At 65.4% G+C, this 20,539-nt stretch carries 19 protein-coding genes and 1 pseudogene; 12 read left to right on the forward strand and 8 right to left on the reverse strand.

Features of this window, described 5'->3' with window-relative positions; genetic code table 11:
- Positions 1–127: 127 nt before the first annotated feature.
- A pseudogene (locus tag OHB26_RS07640) lies at positions 128–715 on the reverse strand (MFS transporter); the annotation flags it as partial.
- 75 nt (positions 716–790) lie between these two features.
- Between OHB26_RS07640 and OHB26_RS07645 the strand changes: the two are divergent.
- Positions 791–1,240 (forward strand): MarR family winged helix-turn-helix transcriptional regulator, encoded by a 450-nt coding sequence (locus OHB26_RS07645; protein WP_330183509.1) that lies wholly within the window; start codon positions 791–793, stop codon positions 1,238–1,240.
- A gap of 6 nt (positions 1,241–1,246) precedes the next feature.
- On the opposite strand, the gene OHB26_RS07650 is transcribed toward OHB26_RS07645, so the two are convergent.
- The 3 genes from OHB26_RS07650 to OHB26_RS07660 all read right to left on the reverse strand — a co-directional run bounded on the left by OHB26_RS07650 (position 1,247) and on the right by OHB26_RS07660 (position 5,491).
- Positions 1,247–2,149 (reverse strand): quinone oxidoreductase family protein, encoded by a 903-nt coding sequence (locus OHB26_RS07650; RefSeq protein WP_330183510.1) that lies wholly within the window; start codon positions 2,147–2,149, stop codon positions 1,247–1,249.
- A 78-nt stretch (positions 2,150–2,227) separates the two neighbouring features.
- Positions 2,228–3,964, reverse strand: coding sequence for an aa3-type cytochrome oxidase subunit I (gene ctaD, locus OHB26_RS07655; protein WP_330183511.1), 1,737 nt, complete (start codon positions 3,962–3,964; stop codon positions 2,228–2,230).
- A gap of 117 nt (positions 3,965–4,081) precedes the next feature.
- Entirely contained in the window at positions 4,082–5,491 is a 1,410-nt protein-coding gene (locus OHB26_RS07660) for a DUF1254 domain-containing protein (RefSeq protein ID WP_330183512.1), read from the reverse strand.
- 115 nt (positions 5,492–5,606) lie between these two features.
- Between OHB26_RS07660 and OHB26_RS07665 the strand changes: the two genes are divergently transcribed.
- Positions 5,607–6,005, forward strand: coding sequence for a hypothetical protein (locus OHB26_RS07665; protein WP_330183513.1), 399 nt, complete (start codon positions 5,607–5,609; stop codon positions 6,003–6,005).
- Position 6,006: 1 nt separating this feature from the next.
- On the opposite strand, the gene OHB26_RS07670 is transcribed toward OHB26_RS07665, so the two are convergent.
- Positions 6,007–6,858: an LLM class flavin-dependent oxidoreductase gene (locus OHB26_RS07670; RefSeq protein WP_330183514.1), complete on the reverse strand. Its 852-nt coding sequence runs from the start codon at positions 6,856–6,858 to the stop codon at positions 6,007–6,009.
- Between the two features lie 151 nt (positions 6,859–7,009).
- On the opposite strand from OHB26_RS07670, the gene OHB26_RS07675 reads away from it, so the two are divergent.
- The 4 genes from OHB26_RS07675 (at position 7,010) to OHB26_RS07690 (ending at position 11,112) form a co-directional block, all read left to right on the forward strand.
- Positions 7,010–7,756, forward strand: a complete 747-nt coding sequence (locus OHB26_RS07675; protein ID WP_330183515.1) for a HalD/BesD family halogenase — start codon at positions 7,010–7,012, stop codon at positions 7,754–7,756.
- 112 nt (positions 7,757–7,868) lie between these two features.
- The gene (locus OHB26_RS07680; RefSeq protein ID WP_330183516.1) at positions 7,869–9,224 is read left to right on the forward strand and encodes a WS/DGAT/MGAT family O-acyltransferase; all 1,356 of its coding nucleotides are present in this window, start codon (positions 7,869–7,871) and stop codon (positions 9,222–9,224) included.
- A 39-nt stretch (positions 9,225–9,263) separates the two neighbouring features.
- A complete protein-coding gene (locus OHB26_RS07685) occupies positions 9,264–10,034 on the forward strand; it encodes an RluA family pseudouridine synthase (protein ID WP_330183517.1) in 771 nt (256 codons plus the stop codon).
- A 298-nt stretch (positions 10,035–10,332) separates the two neighbouring features.
- Entirely contained in the window at positions 10,333–11,112 is a 780-nt protein-coding gene (locus OHB26_RS07690) for a metallophosphoesterase (RefSeq protein WP_330183518.1), read from the forward strand.
- Here OHB26_RS07690 and OHB26_RS07695 read toward each other — a convergent pair.
- On the reverse strand, positions 11,093–12,160 hold the full coding sequence (locus OHB26_RS07695; RefSeq protein ID WP_330183519.1) for an AraC family transcriptional regulator: 1,068 nt from the start codon (positions 12,158–12,160) through the stop codon (positions 11,093–11,095). The genes OHB26_RS07690 and OHB26_RS07695 overlap by 20 nt on opposite strands.
- A 125-nt stretch (positions 12,161–12,285) precedes the next feature.
- On the opposite strand from OHB26_RS07695, the gene OHB26_RS07700 reads away from it, so the two are divergent.
- Together OHB26_RS07700 and OHB26_RS07705 are read left to right on the forward strand one after the other, a co-directional pair.
- Positions 12,286–12,885 (forward strand): Uma2 family endonuclease, encoded by a 600-nt coding sequence (locus OHB26_RS07700; protein ID WP_330183520.1) that lies wholly within the window; start codon positions 12,286–12,288, stop codon positions 12,883–12,885.
- Positions 12,886–12,983: 98 nt separating this feature from the next.
- On the forward strand, positions 12,984–14,435 hold the full coding sequence (locus tag OHB26_RS07705; protein WP_330183521.1) for a flavin-containing monooxygenase: 1,452 nt from the start codon (positions 12,984–12,986) through the stop codon (positions 14,433–14,435).
- Between the two features lie 361 nt (positions 14,436–14,796).
- Here OHB26_RS07705 and OHB26_RS07710 read toward each other — a convergent pair whose 3' ends face one another.
- Positions 14,797–15,273: a hypothetical protein gene (locus OHB26_RS07710; RefSeq protein WP_330183522.1), complete on the reverse strand. Its 477-nt coding sequence runs from the start codon at positions 15,271–15,273 to the stop codon at positions 14,797–14,799.
- 205 nt (positions 15,274–15,478) lie between these two features.
- On the opposite strand from OHB26_RS07710, the gene OHB26_RS07715 reads away from it, so the two are divergent.
- Entirely contained in the window at positions 15,479–16,363 is an 885-nt protein-coding gene (locus OHB26_RS07715) for a helix-turn-helix domain-containing protein (protein ID WP_330183523.1), read from the forward strand.
- A gap of 4 nt (positions 16,364–16,367) precedes the next feature.
- Positions 16,368–16,598, forward strand: a complete 231-nt coding sequence (locus OHB26_RS07720) for a DUF397 domain-containing protein (protein WP_330183524.1) — start codon at positions 16,368–16,370, stop codon at positions 16,596–16,598.
- 10 nt (positions 16,599–16,608) lie between these two features.
- Here OHB26_RS07720 and OHB26_RS07725 read toward each other — a convergent pair whose 3' ends face one another.
- Entirely contained in the window at positions 16,609–17,523 is a 915-nt protein-coding gene (locus tag OHB26_RS07725; RefSeq protein WP_330183525.1) for a cation diffusion facilitator family transporter, read from the reverse strand.
- Between the two features lie 130 nt (positions 17,524–17,653).
- On the opposite strand from OHB26_RS07725, the gene OHB26_RS07730 reads away from it, so the two are divergent.
- Positions 17,654–19,729, forward strand: coding sequence for an ABC transporter ATP-binding protein (locus OHB26_RS07730; protein ID WP_330185532.1), 2,076 nt, complete (start codon positions 17,654–17,656; stop codon positions 19,727–19,729).
- Positions 19,726–20,490, forward strand: coding sequence for an energy-coupling factor transporter transmembrane component T family protein (locus OHB26_RS07735; protein WP_330183526.1), 765 nt, complete (start codon positions 19,726–19,728; stop codon positions 20,488–20,490). Before OHB26_RS07730 ends, OHB26_RS07735 begins: the two co-directional genes overlap by 4 nt.
- The last annotated feature ends 49 nt before the right edge of the window (positions 20,491–20,539 follow it).

Consider the following 20,539-nt stretch of genomic DNA (forward strand, 5'->3'; position numbering starts at 1 on the left):
CCCGAAGTCGAGAGCGGCGGAATGAGCCGGAGCGCAATTGGATACGCGTGCGCCCCGACTGCGGACAGTACCGCACAGTTGCTGGAAGTCTGCTGCTATTTCCTGCGTGCCGTAAGTGGACGAATGATCAGGCTGCCACGGCCTTCGCACTGGTGGACGAGCGCCCGATTGCCTTATCACCCTTGACCGGAATGAACGCGGCAATCGCCGCGGCCGCCACCGCGACCCCACCGCCGATGAAAAGGCCGGTGCGGAAGCCACTTTCGGTCGGAATCGGATGACCGCCCAGGGTGGTACTCAGCTGCGAGAGCACCGCGCCGATGATCGCCGCCGAGAACGAGGTCCCGATCGAGCGCATCAGCGTATTGAAACTATTGGCGGCCGCGGTCTCCGACAGCGGCACCGCGCTCATGATCAGCGCTGGCATCGCCCCGTACGCCAATGCCACACCGCAGTTGCAGATACAGACCGCCACCAGCAGTCCCCACGTGGAACCCATCAGCACCGTCGAGCAGGCGTATCCGGCGGCCAATACCAGCGCACCGGCCACCAGCGTCACCTTGGGACCGCGTACGGCGGAGAGCTTGGCACCCAGTGGCGAGATGAGCATCATCATCACACCACCCGGGGCCATCCACAGACCCATGGCCAACATCGACTGCCCCAGGCCGTATCCGGTGGCCTTCGGCAGCTGCAGCAGCTGCGGGATGATCAGCATTGTGCATATGCATGCTGTGACTCACATCACCTGTGATAGACAGGCTCACGCAGGTCGCGACGGAAGGACGGCATGGAAAAGCCCACGGACCGGGTCGAATTCGAAACCATGCTGCTCGGCAGATACACCATCAACACGCGTTACCGGCGCGATGGCACCCGGATGGATCGCAGCGCCTATGTACTGCTGAGCCGGCTCAGCGTGCAGGGGCCGATGACCATCGGCCAGCTCGCCGAGGCCTTCGGACTGGACACCTCCACACTCAATCGCCAGACCGCGGCCCTGCTGCGCGCCGGCGTGGTGGAGCGCATCCCCGATCCGGACGGTGGCATCGCCCGCAAATTCCGCATCACCGCGGCGGGCGAGCGCGGTCTGGAGGCCGAGCGCACCGCCAATACCGAAGGGCTGGAACGGGTTATGCAGACTTGGTCGGCCGATGACGTGGCGGCCTTCGCGGGCTATCTGGAGCGGCTCAATACCGATATCGAACGCCTCGACGGAAGACCCTGGCCGCGACCGTGATTCACCTCAGGCGGTGCGCACCATCACCCGGCCGAGATTGCCGCGGGTCTCGATGAGCCGCACCGCCTCGTCGACGCGATCCAGCGACAGCACGGTGTGCCGGGGGCGAAGTTTCCCATCCGCCAACAGTTTCCACAGCTCGGCGCGGTAGGACTCGATCACCTCGGGCCGGGTCCGGGCGAGCAGCCCGACCGAGAAACCGGTGACGGTCTTCAGATCGGCGAGCAGGCCGTTCACGTCCACTGCTCCCCGACCGGCACTATAGGCAACCAGACGGCCATGCGGCGCAAGCACTTCCACCCCGCGCTGCACCTGATCACCACCCACACCGTCGAGGATCACATCCACACGTTCGGTCCACGGTTCGCTATATGTGAGCACGGCGTCGGCTCCGCAGTCGCGGACGAACTCGGCCTTGTCGGCGGTGCCCACCGCGGCGAGCACCCGGGAAGCGCCCAGCGCTCGCGCCAATTGCACCGCGAGATGACCGCTTCCACTGGCCGCGCCGGTGATCATGATCGACTCCCCCGCCGCGAATCGTCCGGCCCGCAGCGCCCCCATGGCGACGAGCCCGCCGCGCACCACCGCGAGCGCGTCGGCGGCCTGGACTCCGGCCGGAATCTCGGTCGTCAATGCCGGTGCCGCGAGCGCGTATTCGGCGTAGGCACCGGAGAACACCACGCCGCCAACGCGTTTGCCGATCCACTCGGCGCCGACCCCGGAACCGACCTCGACGACGGTGCCGACGATCTCGGCCCCCGGGTCCGGGGCATTGCCCGCGGCGAGGGCTCGCACCAGCCCGAGATGGACGCCGACGAGCTCCGAACGGACCAGCAACTGCCCCGGACCGGGCACCGGCCGAGCCACGTCGACGAGCCTGCGAACTCCCGTGAACCGCACCTTGAGCATGAGAAATCCCCTTCGACCAAAATCTTGTAACCGACACAAGATTAGACCGAGGGGATTCGTATGTCAATCCTAAAATTTCTACTCGGAGACCTTCGCCTCCTCGGCCACATAGTGCGACTTGGAACCCCAGCCCACGTGCGCCTCGGCGCGCATGCGCTCGACCATGTGCGGGTAGTGCAGCTCGAACGCGGGGCGCTCGGAGCGGATACGCGGCAGCTCGTAGAAGTTGTGCCGCGGCGGCGGGCAGGAGGTGGCCCACTCCAGGGAGTTGCCGTAGCCCCACGGATCATCCACGGTCACGACCTCGCCGTAGCGGTAGGACTTGAAGACGTTCCAGACGAACGGCAGCATCGAAGCACCCAGGATGAAGGCGCCGATGGTGGAGATCGTATTGAGCGTGGTGAACCCGTCACTGGGCAGATAGTCGGCGTACCGGCGCGGCATACCCTCGTTACCCAGCCAGTGCTGCACCAGGAACGTGGTGTGGAAGCCGACGAACGTCGCCCAGAAGTGCCACTTGCCCAGGCGCTCGTCCATCATGCGACCGGTCATCTTCGGGAACCAGAAGTAGATACCCGCGAAGGTCGCGAACACGATGGTGCCGAACAGCACGTAGTGGAAGTGCGCCACCACGAAATAGCTGTCCGAGACGTGGAAATCGAGCGGCGGGCTCGCGAGGATGACACCGGAGAGACCACCGAACAGGAATGTCACCAGGAAGCCGATGGACCACAGCATGGGCGTTTCGAAGGTCAGCTGACCCCGCCACATGGTGCCGATCCAGTTGAAGAACTTCACGCCCGTCGGAACCGCGATCAGGAACGTCATGAACGAGAAGTACGGCAGCAGAACCGATCCCGTCGCGTACATGTGGTGCGCCCACACCGCGATGGACAACGCGGCAATGGCCAGCGTGGCGTAGACCAGGGTGGTGTAACCGAAGATCGGCTTCCGGCTGAAGACCGGGTAGATCTCGGTCACGATGCCGAAGAACGGCAGCGCGATGATGTACACCTCGGGATGCCCGAAGTACCAGAACAGATGCTGGTACAGGATGGCGCCGCCATTGGCCGGATCGTAGATGTGCCCACCCAGGTGCCGGTCGTACGCCAGACCGAACAGCGCCGCGGTCAGCAGCGGGAAGGCAAGCAGCACAAGCACACTCGTCACCAGGATATTCCAGGTGAAGATCGGCATGCGGAACATGGTCATACCCGGGCAGCGCAGGCAGATGACCGTGGTGATCATATTGACGCCACCCAGAATCGTGCCCAGACCCGAGACGGCCAGGCCCAGGATCCACAGATCCGCGCCGACACCCGGCGAATGCACGATATCCGAGAGCGGGGTGTACGCCGTCCAGCCGAAGTCCGCCGCACCACCCGGGGTGATGAAACCGGCCGTCGCCATGCTCGCACCGAACAGGTACAGCCAGTAGCTGAAGGCGTTCAAACGCGGGAACGCCACATCGGGCGCACCGATCTGCAGCGGCAGGATGATATTCGCGAAGCCGAACACGATGGCCGTGGCGTAGAACAGCAGCATGATCGTGCCGTGCATGGTGAACAGCTGATTGAACTGTTCGGCCGACAGGAACTGCATACCCGGCCGCGCCAACTCGCCACGCATGAGCAGCGCCAGCAGACCGCCGATGAGGAAGAACGAGATGGCGGTGGTCAGGTACATGACACCGAGCACCTTGGGGTCGGTCGTCGTCACCGCCTTGTAGAGGAACGAACCCTTGGGGCCCAACCGTGCCGGATACGGCCGTTGGGCCGTCAATCCCGCCTCCGGTTTGGGAGCTACGGCAGTCACCACATCCTCCTCGAGGTCGGTCCGCAGCTGGTTCTATCGGCTCCGGAACCCACGATGAACGGCGCTCAGCGTACTCACAGCAATTCGATTCTGGCAGAGAACACTCCGGCCGGACAGTCAGGACACCGGATTGAGTTGCGGCGGCTTCCAGCTGCCGTCGGTGGCCTCGGGGCGCGGGGCGTACAACCGCAGGGTCAGCGAGAAGGTGCCCGAGGCCGGGATGGGCAGCCAATTGCCGTGCGGCACGGTCGGTCCCGGATCGGCATGCTGCACCAGAATCTCGAACCCGCCGTCCGGATCCGCGACCGGCGGCGCCTGATGTCCGACGGTGTAGACACCCGCGGGATTGGCGACCAGGAAATTATCCGAGTCGTACGCGGTCAGCGACCAGAAGGCGTCCGCGGGCGGCAGGTGTCCGGGCTCGAAGCGCAGCCGGAACGCCCGCGGGACGCCATTGTTGTCGGCGGCGAGCGCCTCGGTGGTGGGGTACACCGCGTCCCGGCGCGGCTGTGCGCCCAGCCCGCCCAGCGCGGTGCTGGCGCGGAGCCGGTAGTCGGTGCCGTAGCTGCCCAGGTTGTCGTGGAAGAGCCAGCCGTTCTCGGTGTATGCGCCGGGATCGACATAGTTCGCGATGGACTTGCGGGCATCCGCGGCGGCGGCATCCAGATCCGACAGTCGCAGCGCGTCCACACTGCCGCCGGGTTCGATACCGATGGTGGCGAAGCGTTTCAGCGCCGGGGCGTCCGCCTCCGCGGGCGCGTCCGCGGCCATGAGTTCACAGAGCCGGTCGAAGAAGCGGCGCCCGTCCAGGGCCGCCACCTCGGTGGCGGGCGAACTCCGAAAGCCCTGCCCCTGCGCGATCGGCGCCCCTGGCGTGGGCGCGCCGTGATCGGCCAGCCAGGCCGGTAGTGGAGCCAGCCGCAATTGGTCCTGAATGGCACGTACGGCGGGCAGATCCTCGACACCGTCGACCTGTATGCGACCGAGCAGCCAGGCGGTGTCGGTCGGCATCCGCAAGTGCGAGAGGCCGTCCGGTACCCGCCCGGTCCAGCCGGGACCGGTGATCAGATATGTGAACGGCGGATCGGGGCGGCCGTCACGCGGGCGCATACTGCTGGGATCGTGCACCGTGTTGGACCAGGCATCGAGTAACTGCATGAGCCAGAAGCGGCCGTGCGCGATGGCGGGCACCTGCAGCACCATCGGCTCACCGGAGAGATCCAGCCAGGCGGTCGAGTAGAGGGTGTCCAGATTGGTGCGGACGAGTATGCGATCGGCGGCGGTGGGCAGACCCCGAGCGTGCCGGAAACGGTTCACCGGACCACTGGAATCCGCCGTCGCGTGCATCAGGACCAGTGGATATCCGAATATGTAAGCGTCGGTGGCGATTGCCACGGCATCGGTGTTCGATACTGTCGGCGTGGTGGATGTACCGGAAGAATCCTCGGAACGGCTACACGCGGCGATGGAGAGCCCGGCGGCGGCGGCCAAACCGAGCATGGCGCGACGACTGATGGCGCGGTCCATGATCACTAAAACGTATCAAACCGACCAGGTGGAAGGGGTTTTGGCGCGAAGTTCATCGCCAATTCACCCCGAGACTTCACAGAAACCTCACAGGACGCGCTTCACTATCTGGACCATGTCTCGATCGCTCCGCCACCGCGCAATCACCGCCGCCGTGATCGGTACCCTCGGCACCATGCTCGCGGCGGGCGCCGCCACCGCCAACAGCGAACCCAAGGCCGTCATCCAGGGCCGCACCGCCGTCACCGCGCATGTCACCGGTGAGAAGTCCGGTAACCGCTGCCAGATCGCGGGCAAGAACCTCGCCGGCCCCTGGGCCGTGGTCGACAAGACCGGCGCCGCCGATCTCACCCTCGGCCCACTCCGCCCGAACGGCAAGCACATTCGCGTCATCTGCGAGGACCCCAAGCGCGGCGACAGCTCGCTGCATACGGTCCGCTCCGATCGGGTCACCTACGACGGCGCGCTCTCCCCGCTGCGCCAGATCCTGAACAGCACCTTCTTCGGGCAGTAGCTCAGGCCGCGCGGGCCGCGGCCACCGCGGCGCGAACGGCCGGGGCGATCTCCTCGGCGAAATGCTGTGTCTCCCTTTCGCCGTCGGGATCGACCGGGAGCAGGAATTCGCTGATGCCGTGGGCCAGGGCCACGTCGGTGAGCTGAGCCACCGGCATGGACGGGTCCATGATGTAGGCGCGGCGGATGAGGGCGGGGATACGGCCCGCCTCGCGGGCGCCGGTGTCGATGGCGCTCATCAGGCCGGGTAGCCGATCGGGTGGGGCATAGGAGAAGCCGCCCAGCCAGCCATCGGCGAGCTCGCCGGTGAGGCGGAGCGCTCGGGGACCGTAGACACCGAACCAAATGCCGATCCGATGCGCCTGTGCGGGACCGGGTTTCGCACCGCGCAGGGAGTAGAACTCGCCGTTCAGGAACGGGCGGCCGTCCGTGCCCCAGAGCGCGCGAATGACGCCGACCGCCTCGCGCAGTGCGGTCAGGGCCTGCCCGGGGGTGCGGCGCGCACCGCCCATCGCCTCGATGGCATCCCAGAAAGCGCCCGCGCCGAGGCCGAGCTCGAGCCTGCCGCCGCTGAGCAGATCCAGGCTGGCGGCGCTGCGGGCCAGCACGGCGGGCGGGCGCAGCGGCAGATTCGCCACGGCGGGCATGAGGGTGAGTTTGCGGGTGATGGCGGCGGTATAGGAGAGCAGCGTCCAGGTGTCCAGGAACGCGGGCTGATATGGATGATCCTGTACCGCCAGCACTTCCAGCCCGGAGTCGTCGGCGCGGCGAATGAGCCGCAGCAGCGCCTGCCCGCGCGCCGCCTCGGGCGGAACGAATATCCCGAACCTCAGCTCATGCCCGTAGTCAGCCATAGCGAACTCCAAGCTACCCCCGCCGACCCGGCCCCGGATCACCCGCCCGTCACCCCGGCGAGTCGCTCAGGTCACGGACCGCCACCCGATCGTGATCCGATGGCGATCCGATTCCATATTCGTTGCTGTGCAACGGATTACAATTGATCGGGTGCAGCAACACAGCACCGTGGAGGTCGCCCGGAAACATTTGGGCGCGGTGGACCCCTCCGCCTTGCGTCATGCGCGAGACCGCTTGGCGGAGACCGGAATAGCGCGCCTGGGCTTCCTGCTGCCCTATCGGGTCAAACGCACGCTGGCCGCCGAGGCACTCGCGCTGGTCGATCACCATCTGGATTGGGAGGGCCCCGAGCCCGCGGCCCGGCGCACCCTAGACATCGGCTCACGCGAGGTGGCCGCACGCAGCCAATGCATTCCGCAGCTGTACGACTGTGAACCCTTGCGGCACAAGCTTACCGAGGTAGCCAATGAACCGGTGCTGCCGTGTTCGACACCGCGCCGATTCACGGTACGGCGGCGGCATCACGACGATACCGCAGGCCGATGGCATTGGGACGACTACGCTTTCGCGCTGGTGCTGGTGGTCGAGTGCCCGCCGCTGGAGGAGGGCGGCTTCGTACAGACCGTCGCGCACACCGAACATGAGCGGCGCTACCGCGATATCCATCGGACCCTGACCCGCAATCCGATTCACTCCTGGGAGTTACAGGCGGGCGACCTCTACCTCATGCGCACCGATACCACCCTGCATCGTGTACACCCGTTCACGCACGGCCGCCGCACCGTGGTCGGCCTGCACTTCGCCTCGGTCGACGATCTGGAGCGTGAGCAATCGAACGGCAACGAGACCGGTAGTTTGCGTTCCGAAGTTCGGGTTATAACGAATCAAGCACAGTGATAACGTAATTCCCCGTCAACGCAGCGGGGGGCAGCGTCGCCGACCGTAACTCCCCGGGCAGTCTGTGCGTACGTCTTTCGATGGACGCTGCCCCACCGGTTAGGCGAAACCGATGGACCTTTTGAACCCGCTCGACGCGATCTTCCTCGCGATCGAATCCCGCGAACACCCCATGCATGTGGGCGGTCTGCAACTGTTCGAACCGCCCGCCGACGCCGGACCCGAATTCATTCGCGACGCCTTCGCGGCCATGGCGAGCGCCACCGATGTACGCCCCCGCTTCCGCCGCAAACCCAGTCGCGTGCTCGGCGGCTTCTCCAGCCTGACCTGGTCCCACGCCGAGAATGTGGATCTCGGCTACCACCTGCGGCGCAGTGCGCTGCCCGCGCCCGGCGGTATGGACGATCTGATCGATCTCACCGAGCGACTACACGGCCAACTGCTGGACCGGCACCGGCCGCTCTGGGAGGCGCGCGTCATCGAGGGTCTCGACGACGGGCGATTCGCCGTCTACGTCAAAATGCACCACGCGCTCATCGACGGCGTCTCCGCCATGCGGCTACTGCAGCGCACCCTCACCGACGATCCCTTCGACTCGCGTATGCGGGTGCCGTGGGGCGCCGCGCCGGTCGTCAAGGATGCGGCCGAATCCGAGAGCGCCTGGTCGCAACTGCGAAAAGCCTTGCCGCGCATGATCAGAAGCACCGCCTATATCGGCGCGCCGCTGCGCGGAGCCATCGACGGACGCCTCACCATGCCGATGACCGCACCGCGCACCATGTTCAATGTCTCCATCGGCGGGGCACGGCGGATCGCCGTACGGTCCTGGCCGCTGGAGCGCATCAACGCCATCCGGCTCGCCACCGGCGCCACCGTCAATGACGTGGTGCTGGCCATGAGTTCGGCCGCGCTGCGGGCATACCTCATCGAACATGACGGACTGCCCGCCGAACCATTGATCGCCATGGTGCCGGTGAATATTCGCAGCGCCGCCGAGGCCGATGCCTCCGAGGGCAATATGGTCGCCGCCTGCCTGGCGAATCTGGCCACCCACCTGGATGATCCGCTGGAGCGGCTGAGCGCCATCAGCACCTCCATGCGCGAGGCCAAACAGGTCTTCACCCAGCTGCCCAAGCTGGAAGCCATGGCCTTGTCCGCACTGCTCATGACCCCGCTCGGGGTTTCGCTGCTGCCCGGGTTCGAGGCGCTGCCGCGGATGCCGTTCAATCTCGTCATCTCGAATGTGCCCGGGCCACGTAAACCCGTCTATATGCAGGGTGCGCGATTGGACAGCAACTATCCGCTGTCGATTCCGTTCGAATCGCAGGGCATGAACATCACGCTCACCACCAATGGCGACAATCTCGATTTCGGATTCGTCGGCTGCCGGCGCACCGTGCCCGACCTCGACCGGATGCCCGCGCATATGGAGGCCGGACTGGCCGAGTTGGAGCGGGCCCTGGCCTGAGTGGACGAGTGCCCCACCCCGATCTCTACTCTGGGCACGGTGGATACGCGTTGGCCGGAACTGCGGAAACAGTGCCTGATCAGTGAGGACGAGAATGTCCTCGCGCTCAATAAACCCGCCGGGATCTCGGTCACCGGCGAGCGCCACGACACCGACATCGTGGAGCTCGCCGCCGCGGCCGGGGAGACGCTGTACCCGGTGCATCGCATCGACAAGGTGACCTCCGGGCTGGTGCTGCTCGCCAAAGAGCTGCCCGCGCACGGGGAATTGACGCGGCAGTTCAACAAGCGCACCGCCGCCAAGGCGTATCTGGCGGTGGTGGAGTCCACCGGACTCCCCGAGCGCGGGGTCATCGACCTGCCCTTGGGTGTGGGGCGCAAGAACCGGGTGCGGATCGCCGCGCCCCGCGAGAGCATTCGCCGGGACGCCGATACCTGGGTCGTGGATCAGCGGGATGTGCTGGCGGGCAAGAACTATCCGTCGATCACCGAATTCGCGACGATCGCCGCCACCGAGACGCATACGGTGCTGGCCTTGCGGCCGATCACCGGGCGACGTCATCAGATCCGCGTGCATCTGGCATGGATCGGGCACGCGATTGTCGGCGATCCGCTGTTCGACAGGTCCGGTACGCACGAGCGGACCTACCTGCATTCGTGGCGACTCGGATTGGACGCCTCCTGGCGCACACCCCCGCGACTCGAACTGGAGGCCGATCCCGGCGCGGACTTCTGGCAATTCGGAGAGACGCCCGTAACATTCGATCCGGATCAGCTATCAAGTTTCGCGGCCGTCCCGTTTCTGGACTGAGCGGTGCAAGCGGCAGCAGGAGAACGCGGCAGCGGGAGAACATGGAAAACCCGGCAAGTTCGCGGCCGTCCCGGTTCTGGACTGAGTGGAGCGGGGGAGCGAAGCGGCGGAGCGTAGGGAGGGAAGAACCGGGACTTCAGGGCCGCGAACCCCGCCCGGAGCGAAGCGGAGGGCAAATAGATACGGTGGCGAGTCTCACCGAGACCGCATAGTGGCTGCTCATCTAGCCTGATTGAGTGTCGCGTCGTCGCGGCGCTGCGGGCGCAATGGTGCTGCCCTTCACAGAAAGCGAACGCCGATGGTTCTGCTGGCTCAGCTCAGTGACACCCACTTCAACATGGGCGCCCGGAACAATGAACGCGCCGAACGGGTGATGGCCTTTCTGGCCGAGCTGCCGCAGCGCCCCGACGTCATTATCGTGACCGGCGATATCGCCGATGAGGGCGATATCGAGGAGTATCAGCAGGCGCGCGCGGCGCTGGTCGCCGATGTGCCGGTGATTCTGCTGCCCGGCAATCACGATGACCGCGGCAATATGCGCAGCGTGCTGTTCGGCCAGGACGCGAGCTATGCGCCGATCAACCAGTCGCACAGCGTGGATGGGGTCACCCTCGCACTGCTCGACTCCAGCATTCCCGGTAAGCCCGAGGGGCTGCTGGAGGATTCGACCTTCGACTTCCTGACCGAGCTACTCGCCGCCGCGCCCGCCGATGAGCGGGTGCTGATCGCCATGCATCATCCGCCGGTGCCGGTGCAGAGCACGGTCTGCGATCCCATTCGGCTCACCAATCCGGACCGGCTGGCCGAGATCGTCGCCGGTGACGACCGCATTCTGGGTGTGCTGACCGGACATGTGCATGCCGGGCTGATCACCACGTTCGCGGGTAAGCCGCTGATCGTCGCGCCCAGCGTCTCCTCCACCATCGGCTGTGAATGGGAGGTGGCCGCACCGGGTCACGTGCCGATCGACTTCGCGCCGGACCCGACGCTGCTGTTCCACTCCATTCGGGACGGCCGCCTGCTGACCATGTTCCGCCCCATCGCCATGGGCGGCTGGCTCAGCGAACCACTGGATTGACCGCACCTCTGCGGTAGGCGGAAGGTGTTGTGCCCGTCCACCTTTTGAAGGCGTGGATGAAGGTCGACGCCTCCGCGTAGCCGAGCCGGATCGCCACATCACTCACCGAAAGCGGTGTGGCGGTGAGCATCTCCTCGGCGAGTGCGCGCCGCACCTCATCGAGCAGCTGCCGATAGCTGGTGCCCACGGTATCCAAATGCCTTCTGAGCGTCCGCGTCGACATATTGAGATCCCTTGCCACCGAGTCGATTCCGGGTGGCGCGGCGAACCCGTCCGCCCCACCGCGCGGCACCAGCAGTTCGCGCACGTCCGCCGCGATGCCGGTCCGAGCCCGCCTGCGCGACACCAAATCCCGGCACTGCGCCAGGCACATGGCCAGGGTGTGCTCATTGGCCTGCGGCAACGGCCGCTCCAGCACCGCCGGGTCCATCGTGAACAGAGTGTGCGGCCGATCGAAACCCGGTAGCAGCCCATAGGTTTCGACATATGGCGTGATATCCGCCGGCGCCGGGAAGTCGAACTCCGCTCGCACCAACTCCACCTGATGACCGAGCAGATCGCACAGCATCTGATGCATGGCGGTCACATCCCGCTCCACCAGGAATCGCCGCACATCGGCGGGCACCCGCTCATCGTGAATCCGGGCCACGAACTCCCCCGGCTGCCACCGCGTCGCCGGGATACAGAACGTGAAACTCAACTCCAGATACCGCAGCGCGAACGCGATCGCCTCCCCCAGTGTCGGCGAACTGACGCACGCGAACCCGAAGATCCCGAAGGTGGTGATCCGATATCGCCGCCCCACCTCGATCCCCAAACTCGGCCGATCCCCCAACTCCCGAACCAAATTCCTGATCACCGCCAGCTCGGTATGCGCATCGATCTGCGCGTCAGGATCGGCGAGCGTCTTCTCGGTGAGCCCGCTCCCCTGCAACATCCGCCCGGCCGCCACCCCCTGCTCCCGGGCGAACCCCACCATCAACGCGACACTCGCCACTCCGCGCGGAAAATCCCAATCCTTGACCCCCGCCTCCGCCACCGTGCTCATCCTCAGAGTATGGCCGAAATTCTCGATTGAACCAGCCCCGGCGAGCGATCGCCGATCATGGAGCCTGGACGATCGGCGACGGTAGGCTCAGTGCAGCACGCGATGTCTTCAGGAGGAGACCGACGATGACTTCGACGCATGCCAGTGGCGCGGAGCGGCTGACTGCCGAGGAGTTCCTCGGTGCGGAGCCGGATGCATTCGGCGATGTGGAGATCGAGGATGGCCGGATCGTCCGGATGATGGCGCAGAGCCGTGCCCATAGCCGGGTGACTCGCCGTCTGGCGGCGGCTCTGGAGGGCGCCAGAGGATCCAGTGGGATCTGTATGCGAGTGGAATCCGATGTCGCAGTGCGGTTTCCGGACGCAGAGAGCAAACGGCCGGAGCGGCGGCTCAACGTTCGATATCCGGATATCTTCGTCAGCGACTGCGAACCATACGATGTCAATACCGTCCGGGACCATATTCTGCTGGTCGCCGAAGTCGTATCGAAGGAGACCGCGGACACCGATACCGGGATCAAGCCTCTGGTGTACGCGCGGGCGGAGATTCCGGTCTATCTGATCGTGCATTTCGACAAGAGCTGGGAAGCTATCGACCGGATCGAGGAGTATCGACTGGACTGGTCCGGGGTGCGGTACATGCCACACAAGGTTCATCGGGGCGAATTGGTACTCGATACACCTGTGACACTGGCGATTACGTTCGAAGCGCTGTATCAGGCCTGACCCCGAGCTGCCGATGTTGGCCGGAACTCCCAACCGAGTCCGCTACACGGCGCGGAGGCGACTCCTACAGTGGGAGGGTCTTCGAATGAGGAGGGCTTATGCCTTCGGTGATTGTCATCGGTGCGGGGTTCGGGGGGCTGGGGATGGCCTTGGAACTGCAGCGGAATGGGTTTCGGGAGGCGACCATTCTGGAGCGGGCCGGGGATTTGGGTGGGGTGTGGCGGGAGAATACCTATCCGGGGGCGGCCTGTGATGTGCCTTCGCCGTTGTACTCGTACTCGACTGAGCCGAAACCCAAGTGGCGGCAACGATATTCGGGGCGGGATGACATTCTCGCCTATGCGCGCGGGGTGGCGGAGCGGCATGGGCTGCTGGAGTCGATCGTGTTCGGGGCCGAGGTGACCGAGGCCGAGTTCGATGAGACCACCGGGCGGTGGACGGTAATGACGGCCGATGGGGCGGCGCGCACCGCGGACATTCTGGTGTCGGCGGTGGGGCAGTTGTCGCGGCCCGCCATGCCCGATATTCCGGGGATCGGGAGCTTCGCGGGCGAATCCTTCCACTCGGCGCAGTGGGATCACGAGGTGAAGCTGGCGGGAAAACGGGTGGCCTGCATAGGGACCGGGGCCAGTGCCATTCAATACATTCCGGAGATTCAGCCGGAGGTGGCCGAGCTGACGCTGTTCCAGCGGACCGCCGCCTGGGTGCTGCCCAAGTTCGACACCGATTACAAGCCGGTGCATCAGCGGGTGCTGTTGCATGTGCCGGGATTGCCCGTGGCGGAACGCTTCTACTGGTGGGCCATCGCCGAGTTCGTGGCGCTGGGGCTGGTCGAGTTCCCCGGGATCGTGCGCGGGGTCTCCCGCATCGCGCGAAAACACCTCGAAGAACAGGTCACCGACCCGGAACTGCGAGCCAAGCTGACCCCCGACTACCCGATCGGCTGTAAACGCGGACTCTTCTCCAACGACTACTACCCGGCGCTCACCCAACCCAATGTGCGTGTCGAGACAACCGCCATCAGCGAAGTCGTCCCCGAGGGCATCCGCACCGCCGACGGCGTGGTTCACCCCGCCGATGTGATCATCTACGGCACCGGGTTCAAGGGCACGGAGTTCCTGTGGCCCATGAAGATTCGCGGCCGCGGCGGCCGCGATCTCGCCGACGTCTGGTCCGAGGGCGCGCACGCCTTCCTGGGCATAACGGTCCCCGAATTCCCCAATATGTTCCTGGTCTACGGCCCGAATACGAACCTGGGCGTCGGCTCCATCATCTACATGATCGAATCCCAAGCCCACTACATCCGCCAGGCCATCCAACTCCTGGCCGAAAACCCGGGCCACACCCTGGAAGTGAAGTCCGACAACGAATACGCCTACAACAGCGCCCTACAACACCGTCTGGCCCGCACCCCCTGGAACTTCTGCACCAGCTGGTACCGCACCAAATCCGGCCGCATAACCAACAACTGGCCCGGCACCACCCGCAGCTACCGCCGCCGCACCGGCAAACTCCACCGCTACGACTTCAACCTCACCCCGGTCGCCTAGCCGCCAACGCCTTCTTCGACCAGAGTCAGCAGGTCAGCCGCTATGCCCGCAGCCGCCGCGACGGTACGCGCGGCGATAAGGCTGTGCGGGTCACCATTCGAATCGGTGACGACAACACCACTCTCCCGAGCGATCAGTGGACTTACTTGATAGTGACAGGCCCGATGTGCGCGAGCGGAATACCCACTCGCACTTGGGATATACAGATAGCTGCCGGTCGTCATCGCGAGCAGGACGGGGTGCGAACCGGCGGAGCGCGTAACCTCCGAGCGATTCTCACAGCGGAAACCCCAGCAGCTCCACCCGATGACGGTTACACACAACGCAAGAATCGCGACCAACATCCATATGTCCCAAGGCATTACGACGCCTCCGATACGCCGGTACCTCGAATCAGCAGGGCATGGCGCGCACGCAGATTCGACACGACCGCAGCGGTCAGGCCGAACTCACCAGCCAACTCGGACCACTCGAATGCGCCTCGATCAATCAGATCGAAGACAACCTCGCTCATCGCATCGTACGAGGCCGCCTCCGCTGCGGCCGCCTCCCGGTACCGCAGCACAGTATGCGAGCACTCCAGGGACCCCCGGTCATCAGGGCCGAATACGCACTGCTCGAAGAGTTTCCGAGCGAAATGCCGCGCGCGCACCGATACCCGCCAATCAAAGATCGCCGCATGAGCCGTGGTCGAGTCCGACACGAACATCACCGCCTGCCGGCGCGTCGGTTCGCCGGTATCGCAGTCCAGGAACAGCTTCGCCGGATACGTCATCGCTATCGCAACCTTCCAGATCGACCTGACACCAATGACTTGCGCCTGGGTCGGTGTCGCCACTCAACCATTCGGACTGGATCTGGAATCGCTACTGCTACTTCAGGATTCCGATACCCACTCGGGGCGCACCACAAGCACACCATCGGCAAGACATGTCGGCAACGCACTTGTGGCAAAACCACGAAACTGCCGCAAAACCGCTGGTTCATTGCCAAAATGGCTTTACATCGTTGCCAGTTCTCGTGAACACGGGGAGCGTGAAATCGTGGCGAAACCAGTTCGGGTGCCCGGATCAGTAGCGCGGCGGCAGTTCGGCTTGACGCTGCGCGATGCCCGGCAGAAGCAGAATCTGGACTTGAAGGATGTCGCCGAAGAGATGGGCATCCGTTGGAGCATCAGCAAACTCGGTCGCATCGAACGCGGCGAAACAGGCAGTGTCAGCGAGCCGGAGATCAAGCGGCTAGCCGAGATCCTCGAGATCGACGACGCAGCCACCGCGCACCTCATCGAGTTGGCAGGGCTCGCGGCGGCAAAGTCATGGTGGTATTCGGAGCGCGACATCATCTCCGGTGGCTTCCGGATGTACGTGGATCTGGAATCCAGTGCGAAGGAACTGACGATGTACCACAACAACATCGTTCCCGGCCTCCTGCAAACCGTGGAATACGCGAAAGTATTGGACCGGCTCTACTTCCCGAACGAGTCCGAGGCCGAGCTGGACCGAAGGCTGAAGCTGAAGCTTGAACGGCAGAAAGCAGTCACCCGCAAAACGCGGCCCGTCCAGCTGACAGCCGTGCTTCATGAGGCGGTCGCGCACACGATGGTGGGCGGACCTGTGGTGATGGAGTCACAGCTCGGGCACCTGATCGAGGTCAGTAAGCAACCAAACGTCAGCCTGCGCATCCTTCCGTTCACCGCCGGAATTCCCACGGGTGTCGCGATGAGCTCGTACACCATCCTCGATCTGAAGGATATGGGCTGCGGCAGTCAGCCGCCGGTCGTCTATTTCGAATCCTTGAGCGGTGCAGCATGTCTCGAGGACATCGAGGATGTGTCCAAACATCGCGCCGCGATGGCGGCGATCCGGCGACAGTCGTTGGATGAGATCAGTACTCGTACGCTGCTTCGGCAGGTACACAAGAAGGGATAGCCCCATGTACAACGCTTCCGGCAAAGACCCGCACCTAGCGAAGGCCCGCTTCTTCAAGAGCGACCGCAGCGGCGGAAACGCCGACTGTGTCGAGGCCGCGTTCCTGGGCAATGGGAATGTCGCCGTCCGCCACTCGAAGATGCCCGGCGGGCATGTTCTGATCTTCTCCCCCAGCGAATGGGACGCCTTCGCAGGCGGTGTCAAGGACGGCGAGTTCGACCGCCCGAATGCCTAGAGATTGTTGTCTACCAAGACAATTCGGAGCAGCGGCGGGCCGAGTCCTCGCCTTCGACTTGGAGGGTGGCGTGCTCTATGTGGAAGTCGTGGGCCAGGACCTGTTGGGAGGCTCGCAGGACTTCGTCGCCCGAATGGCCCGTGGTGACCGTTATGTGGGCGGAGGCTACTTCCATGCCGGAGGTGAGGGTCCAGACGTGCAGGTCGTGGATGTTCGCTACGCCGGGGACCGCTTGTAAAGCCGTCGCCACCTGCTCGACGTCCAAGTCTTCGGGGCTGTGCTGGAACAGGATTCGCAGCGAGCGTTTGGCCAGGAGGTAGGTGCGCGGGAGGACCCAGAAGCCGATGGCTACGCCGATGATCATGTCGGCGTAGCGCCAGCCGGTGGTGATGGTGATCAGCGCGGAGAGCAGTACGCCGATCGAGCCGATCATGTCGGCGAAGACTTCCAGGTAGGCGCCGCGGACATTCAGGCTCTCCTGGGCTCCGGAGCGCAGCAGCAGGAAGGAGACGATATTGGCGACCAGGCCGAGGGCGCCGACCACCAGCACCGGAACGCCGGGGACCGCCGGTGGCTCGCCCAGTCGGCTGATCGCCTCGTACAGGACGTAGATGGCCACGCCGAAGAGCAGGACGGCATTGGCCAGGGCCGCCAGGACTTCGGCGCGGTAGTAGCCGAAGGTGCGGGTGTAGGTGGGGCGGCTGCGCTTGGCCAGCAGGATCGCCGACAGGGCCATGGCGATGCCGACGACGTCGGTGAGCATGTGGGCGGCATCGGAGAGCAGGGCCAGGGAAGACGTCGCGACGGCGACGATGAACTCCACCAGCATGAAGACCAGTGCGATGGCGAGCGCCAGAACCAGGCGACTCAGGTATTTGCCCGAGGCCGACTCGGGTGCGACGCCGTGCGAATGATCATGCCCCATAGCGCCCCAATATATGCGTAGTTGCGCATGTATGCAGAAATTGTGTGGATGTCACGCAGGTCTGCCTGGGCACTCCCAGGTAGAAGGCAGACTGGTGGGCGTGACCGATTCGTCCCAGACTCGCCGCGCCATGCCGGACCGGCCGCACGGGTCCGCACTCCCGCACGGTCCGCTGCGGCCTATCGAACTCGCCACCGGCGCGGTCCTGGGCGGCGCGACCGTCGGACTCGTGACGGTCGGCTCGCTGGTGCCGTTCGCCGCCGCCCTGCAATTGGTGGCAGCCGTACCCATCGGTCTGCTCGCCCACCGCTATCGGCTGCGCGCCATCTTCACCGCCACCATCGCCGGAACGCTGGTCACCTTCGTCGCCGCCGGACTGGTGCCCGCGACCAATCTGGTCGGGGTGGCGGTGGTGGGCGGAATCATCGGAGTCGTCAAGCGGCGGCACGGCGGCCTCCCCGCGGTACTCGGACTGTCCATGCTGGCCGGTCTGGTTTTCGCATCGTTCTCCGTCGGAATGCTGCTGCTGTTCTCCCGGACACGCCACCTGCTGTTCGACAGTATCCGCAACACCGCCGAGGGCGTGGAAAATCTGGCGGCGCGCCAAGCGGTGCTGGAACCACTCGGCCGGCATATCGCCAGCTACACCGAATCGATCCTGCATTGGTGGTGGGCCTGGATCGGCGGCGGCATCATCGCAGCCATGCTCGTCAGCGGAATCGTCTCGTGGTTCGTCCTCGGCACCGTCCTGGATCGACTCGCCTGGCTGCCCGGCCGCGATGATCTACTCGACGCACCCGCCGACGACCGGCCGGTGGCCCCGCTGCCGATTACCCTGCGGCAGGTCACCTTCCGCTATCCGGACACCCACACCGACGCCCTCCAGGGCATCGACCTCACCGTGGACATCGGCGAATTCGTGGCCGTGGTCGGGCATAACGGCTCCGGAAAGTCCACGCTCACCCGGATTCTCGCGGGCAGGCCGCCCACCGGCGGCACCGTCACCCGCCCGGGCGCGGCCGGACTCGGCGTAAGCGGCGGCACCGCAATGGTTTTGCAGCGCCCCGAGAGCCAAACCCTCGGGGTACTCGTCGCCGACGACGTGGTGTGGGGCCTGCCCACCGAGACCGCCGCGGCCGTCGATGTCGACGCGCTACTGGGCGAGGTCGGCCTCGCGGGTATGGGCAGGCGCGAAACCGCGACCCTGTCCGGCGGACAACAGCAAAGACTCGCGGTGGCAGCGGCTTTGGCGCGCAAACCCACCCTGCTGCTCGCGGACGAAGCCACCTCGATGATCGATCCGGAGGGGCGGCGCGATCTGGTCGCCCTGCTGGCGGACTTGCCGCGACGGCATCCGATGGCGGTCGTACTGGTCACCCATCACGAGGCGGATGCGGCCGCCGCCGACCGCGTGGTGCATCTGCAACGCGGGCGCTCGGTCCAGCAGCTACCCACCTGGCCGCGACCCGTCCGCGATCAGCGCCGCCGCCCCATGGGTGACACCGTGCTCGAATTGAAGGACGTGCGGCACACCTACAATCGCGGAACCCCTTGGGAGGCACCGGCCCTGCACGGCATCGACCTGGCGGTGCGGCGCGGTGAGGCGCTACTCGTCGTCGGCGGCAACGGCTCGGGTAAATCCACCCTCGCCTGGATCATGGCCGGACTCACCATCCCCAGTGGCGGCAGCTGCGAACTGCGCGAGTACACCGGCGCGAAGCCCGCGCACAAGCGAATCGGCGTGGTGCAGTTAGCATTTCAGCACTCCCGGCTGCAGTTGCAGCGGCAGACCGTCGGCGGGGAGATAGAGGATTGGGGTGGTCGCGGTACCGCCGCCGTCGCCCGCGCCCTGGACGCGGTCGGCCTGGATCGCGCCCTGGCCTCACGCTCCATCGAATCCCTCAGCGGCGGACAGGCCAAACGCGTGGTGCTCGCCGCCATCGTGGCCAGCCGGCCGCAGGTGGTGGTACTGGACGAACCGCTCGCCGGACTCGATCCGGAGGGCCGCGCGGGCGTAGTGGAATTGCTTGCCCGCCTTCGCGATTCGGGGCTCACCTTGATCATCATCTCGCACGATGTCGCCGATACCGCCCCCGTCTGCGATCGCATCGTGCACCTGCGCGACGGAAGGATTGTCGAAAACGGCTCTCCCCCAGGTTATTCCGCTGCCAACTCGGTACAGAATCGCATCGGAGGCAGGCGATGAGCAGCGTCATTCTGCGCGAGGTGCCCCTCGACAGCCCGGTGCATCGACTCTGGGCGGGCACCAAGATGATCTGGGTCTTCGTCTTCAGCGTCCTACTCATGTTCACCCCTTCCTGGACCCTGCTCGGCCTCGGCACGGTGACGCTGATCGGTATCGGACTGGCTGCCCGGCTACCACTGGGCACACTCCCGCGATTCCCGTGGTGGTTCTGGATCGGCATCCTCATCGGCGCCGCCATCAACGCACCCGTCGGCCTGGACGCCCTGCTCCGATACACGCAGATCGTGCTCTTCGGCTTCCTGCTGCTGGGCGCGACCTTCGTGGTCGCCTGGACGACACCGATGGGCGAGGTCGCACCCGCCCTCGCGAAACTCGGTGCGCCCCTGCGCCGTATCGGCTGGACCCGAAAGGGGGTGCGGCATCACATTCCGGTGGACGAGTGGGCGGTGGTGGTCGCATTGACCCTGCGCGGCCTGCCGCTACTGCTCGAGGAGCTCCGGATTCTGCGCGCCGCGCGCAAACTGCGGCCCAAGGATTCGCTGCTGCATCAGGCCGCGCAGAACCCACTGGTCGACATCCTGACCGCCAGTATGGCCGTGTCCAGCCGCCGGGCGGGCGAGCTCGGCGAGGCCATCACCACCCGCGGTGGTACCGGCGAACTGACAGCGCGACCCGGGGCGCCGGGGCGCGCGGATGCGGTCGCAATGATTTTGTTGGCAGTTGTGTGTGCGATGGGTATCGTGAGCGATCTGCTGTTTTGAGCGACACTCGAGTCAATAATGGTTCGACGTGTCGGTGGGGCGAGCTACC

The organism is Nocardia sp. NBC_01503, assembly GCF_036327755.1.
GTDB lineage: Bacteria > Actinomycetota > Actinomycetes > Mycobacteriales > Mycobacteriaceae > Nocardia.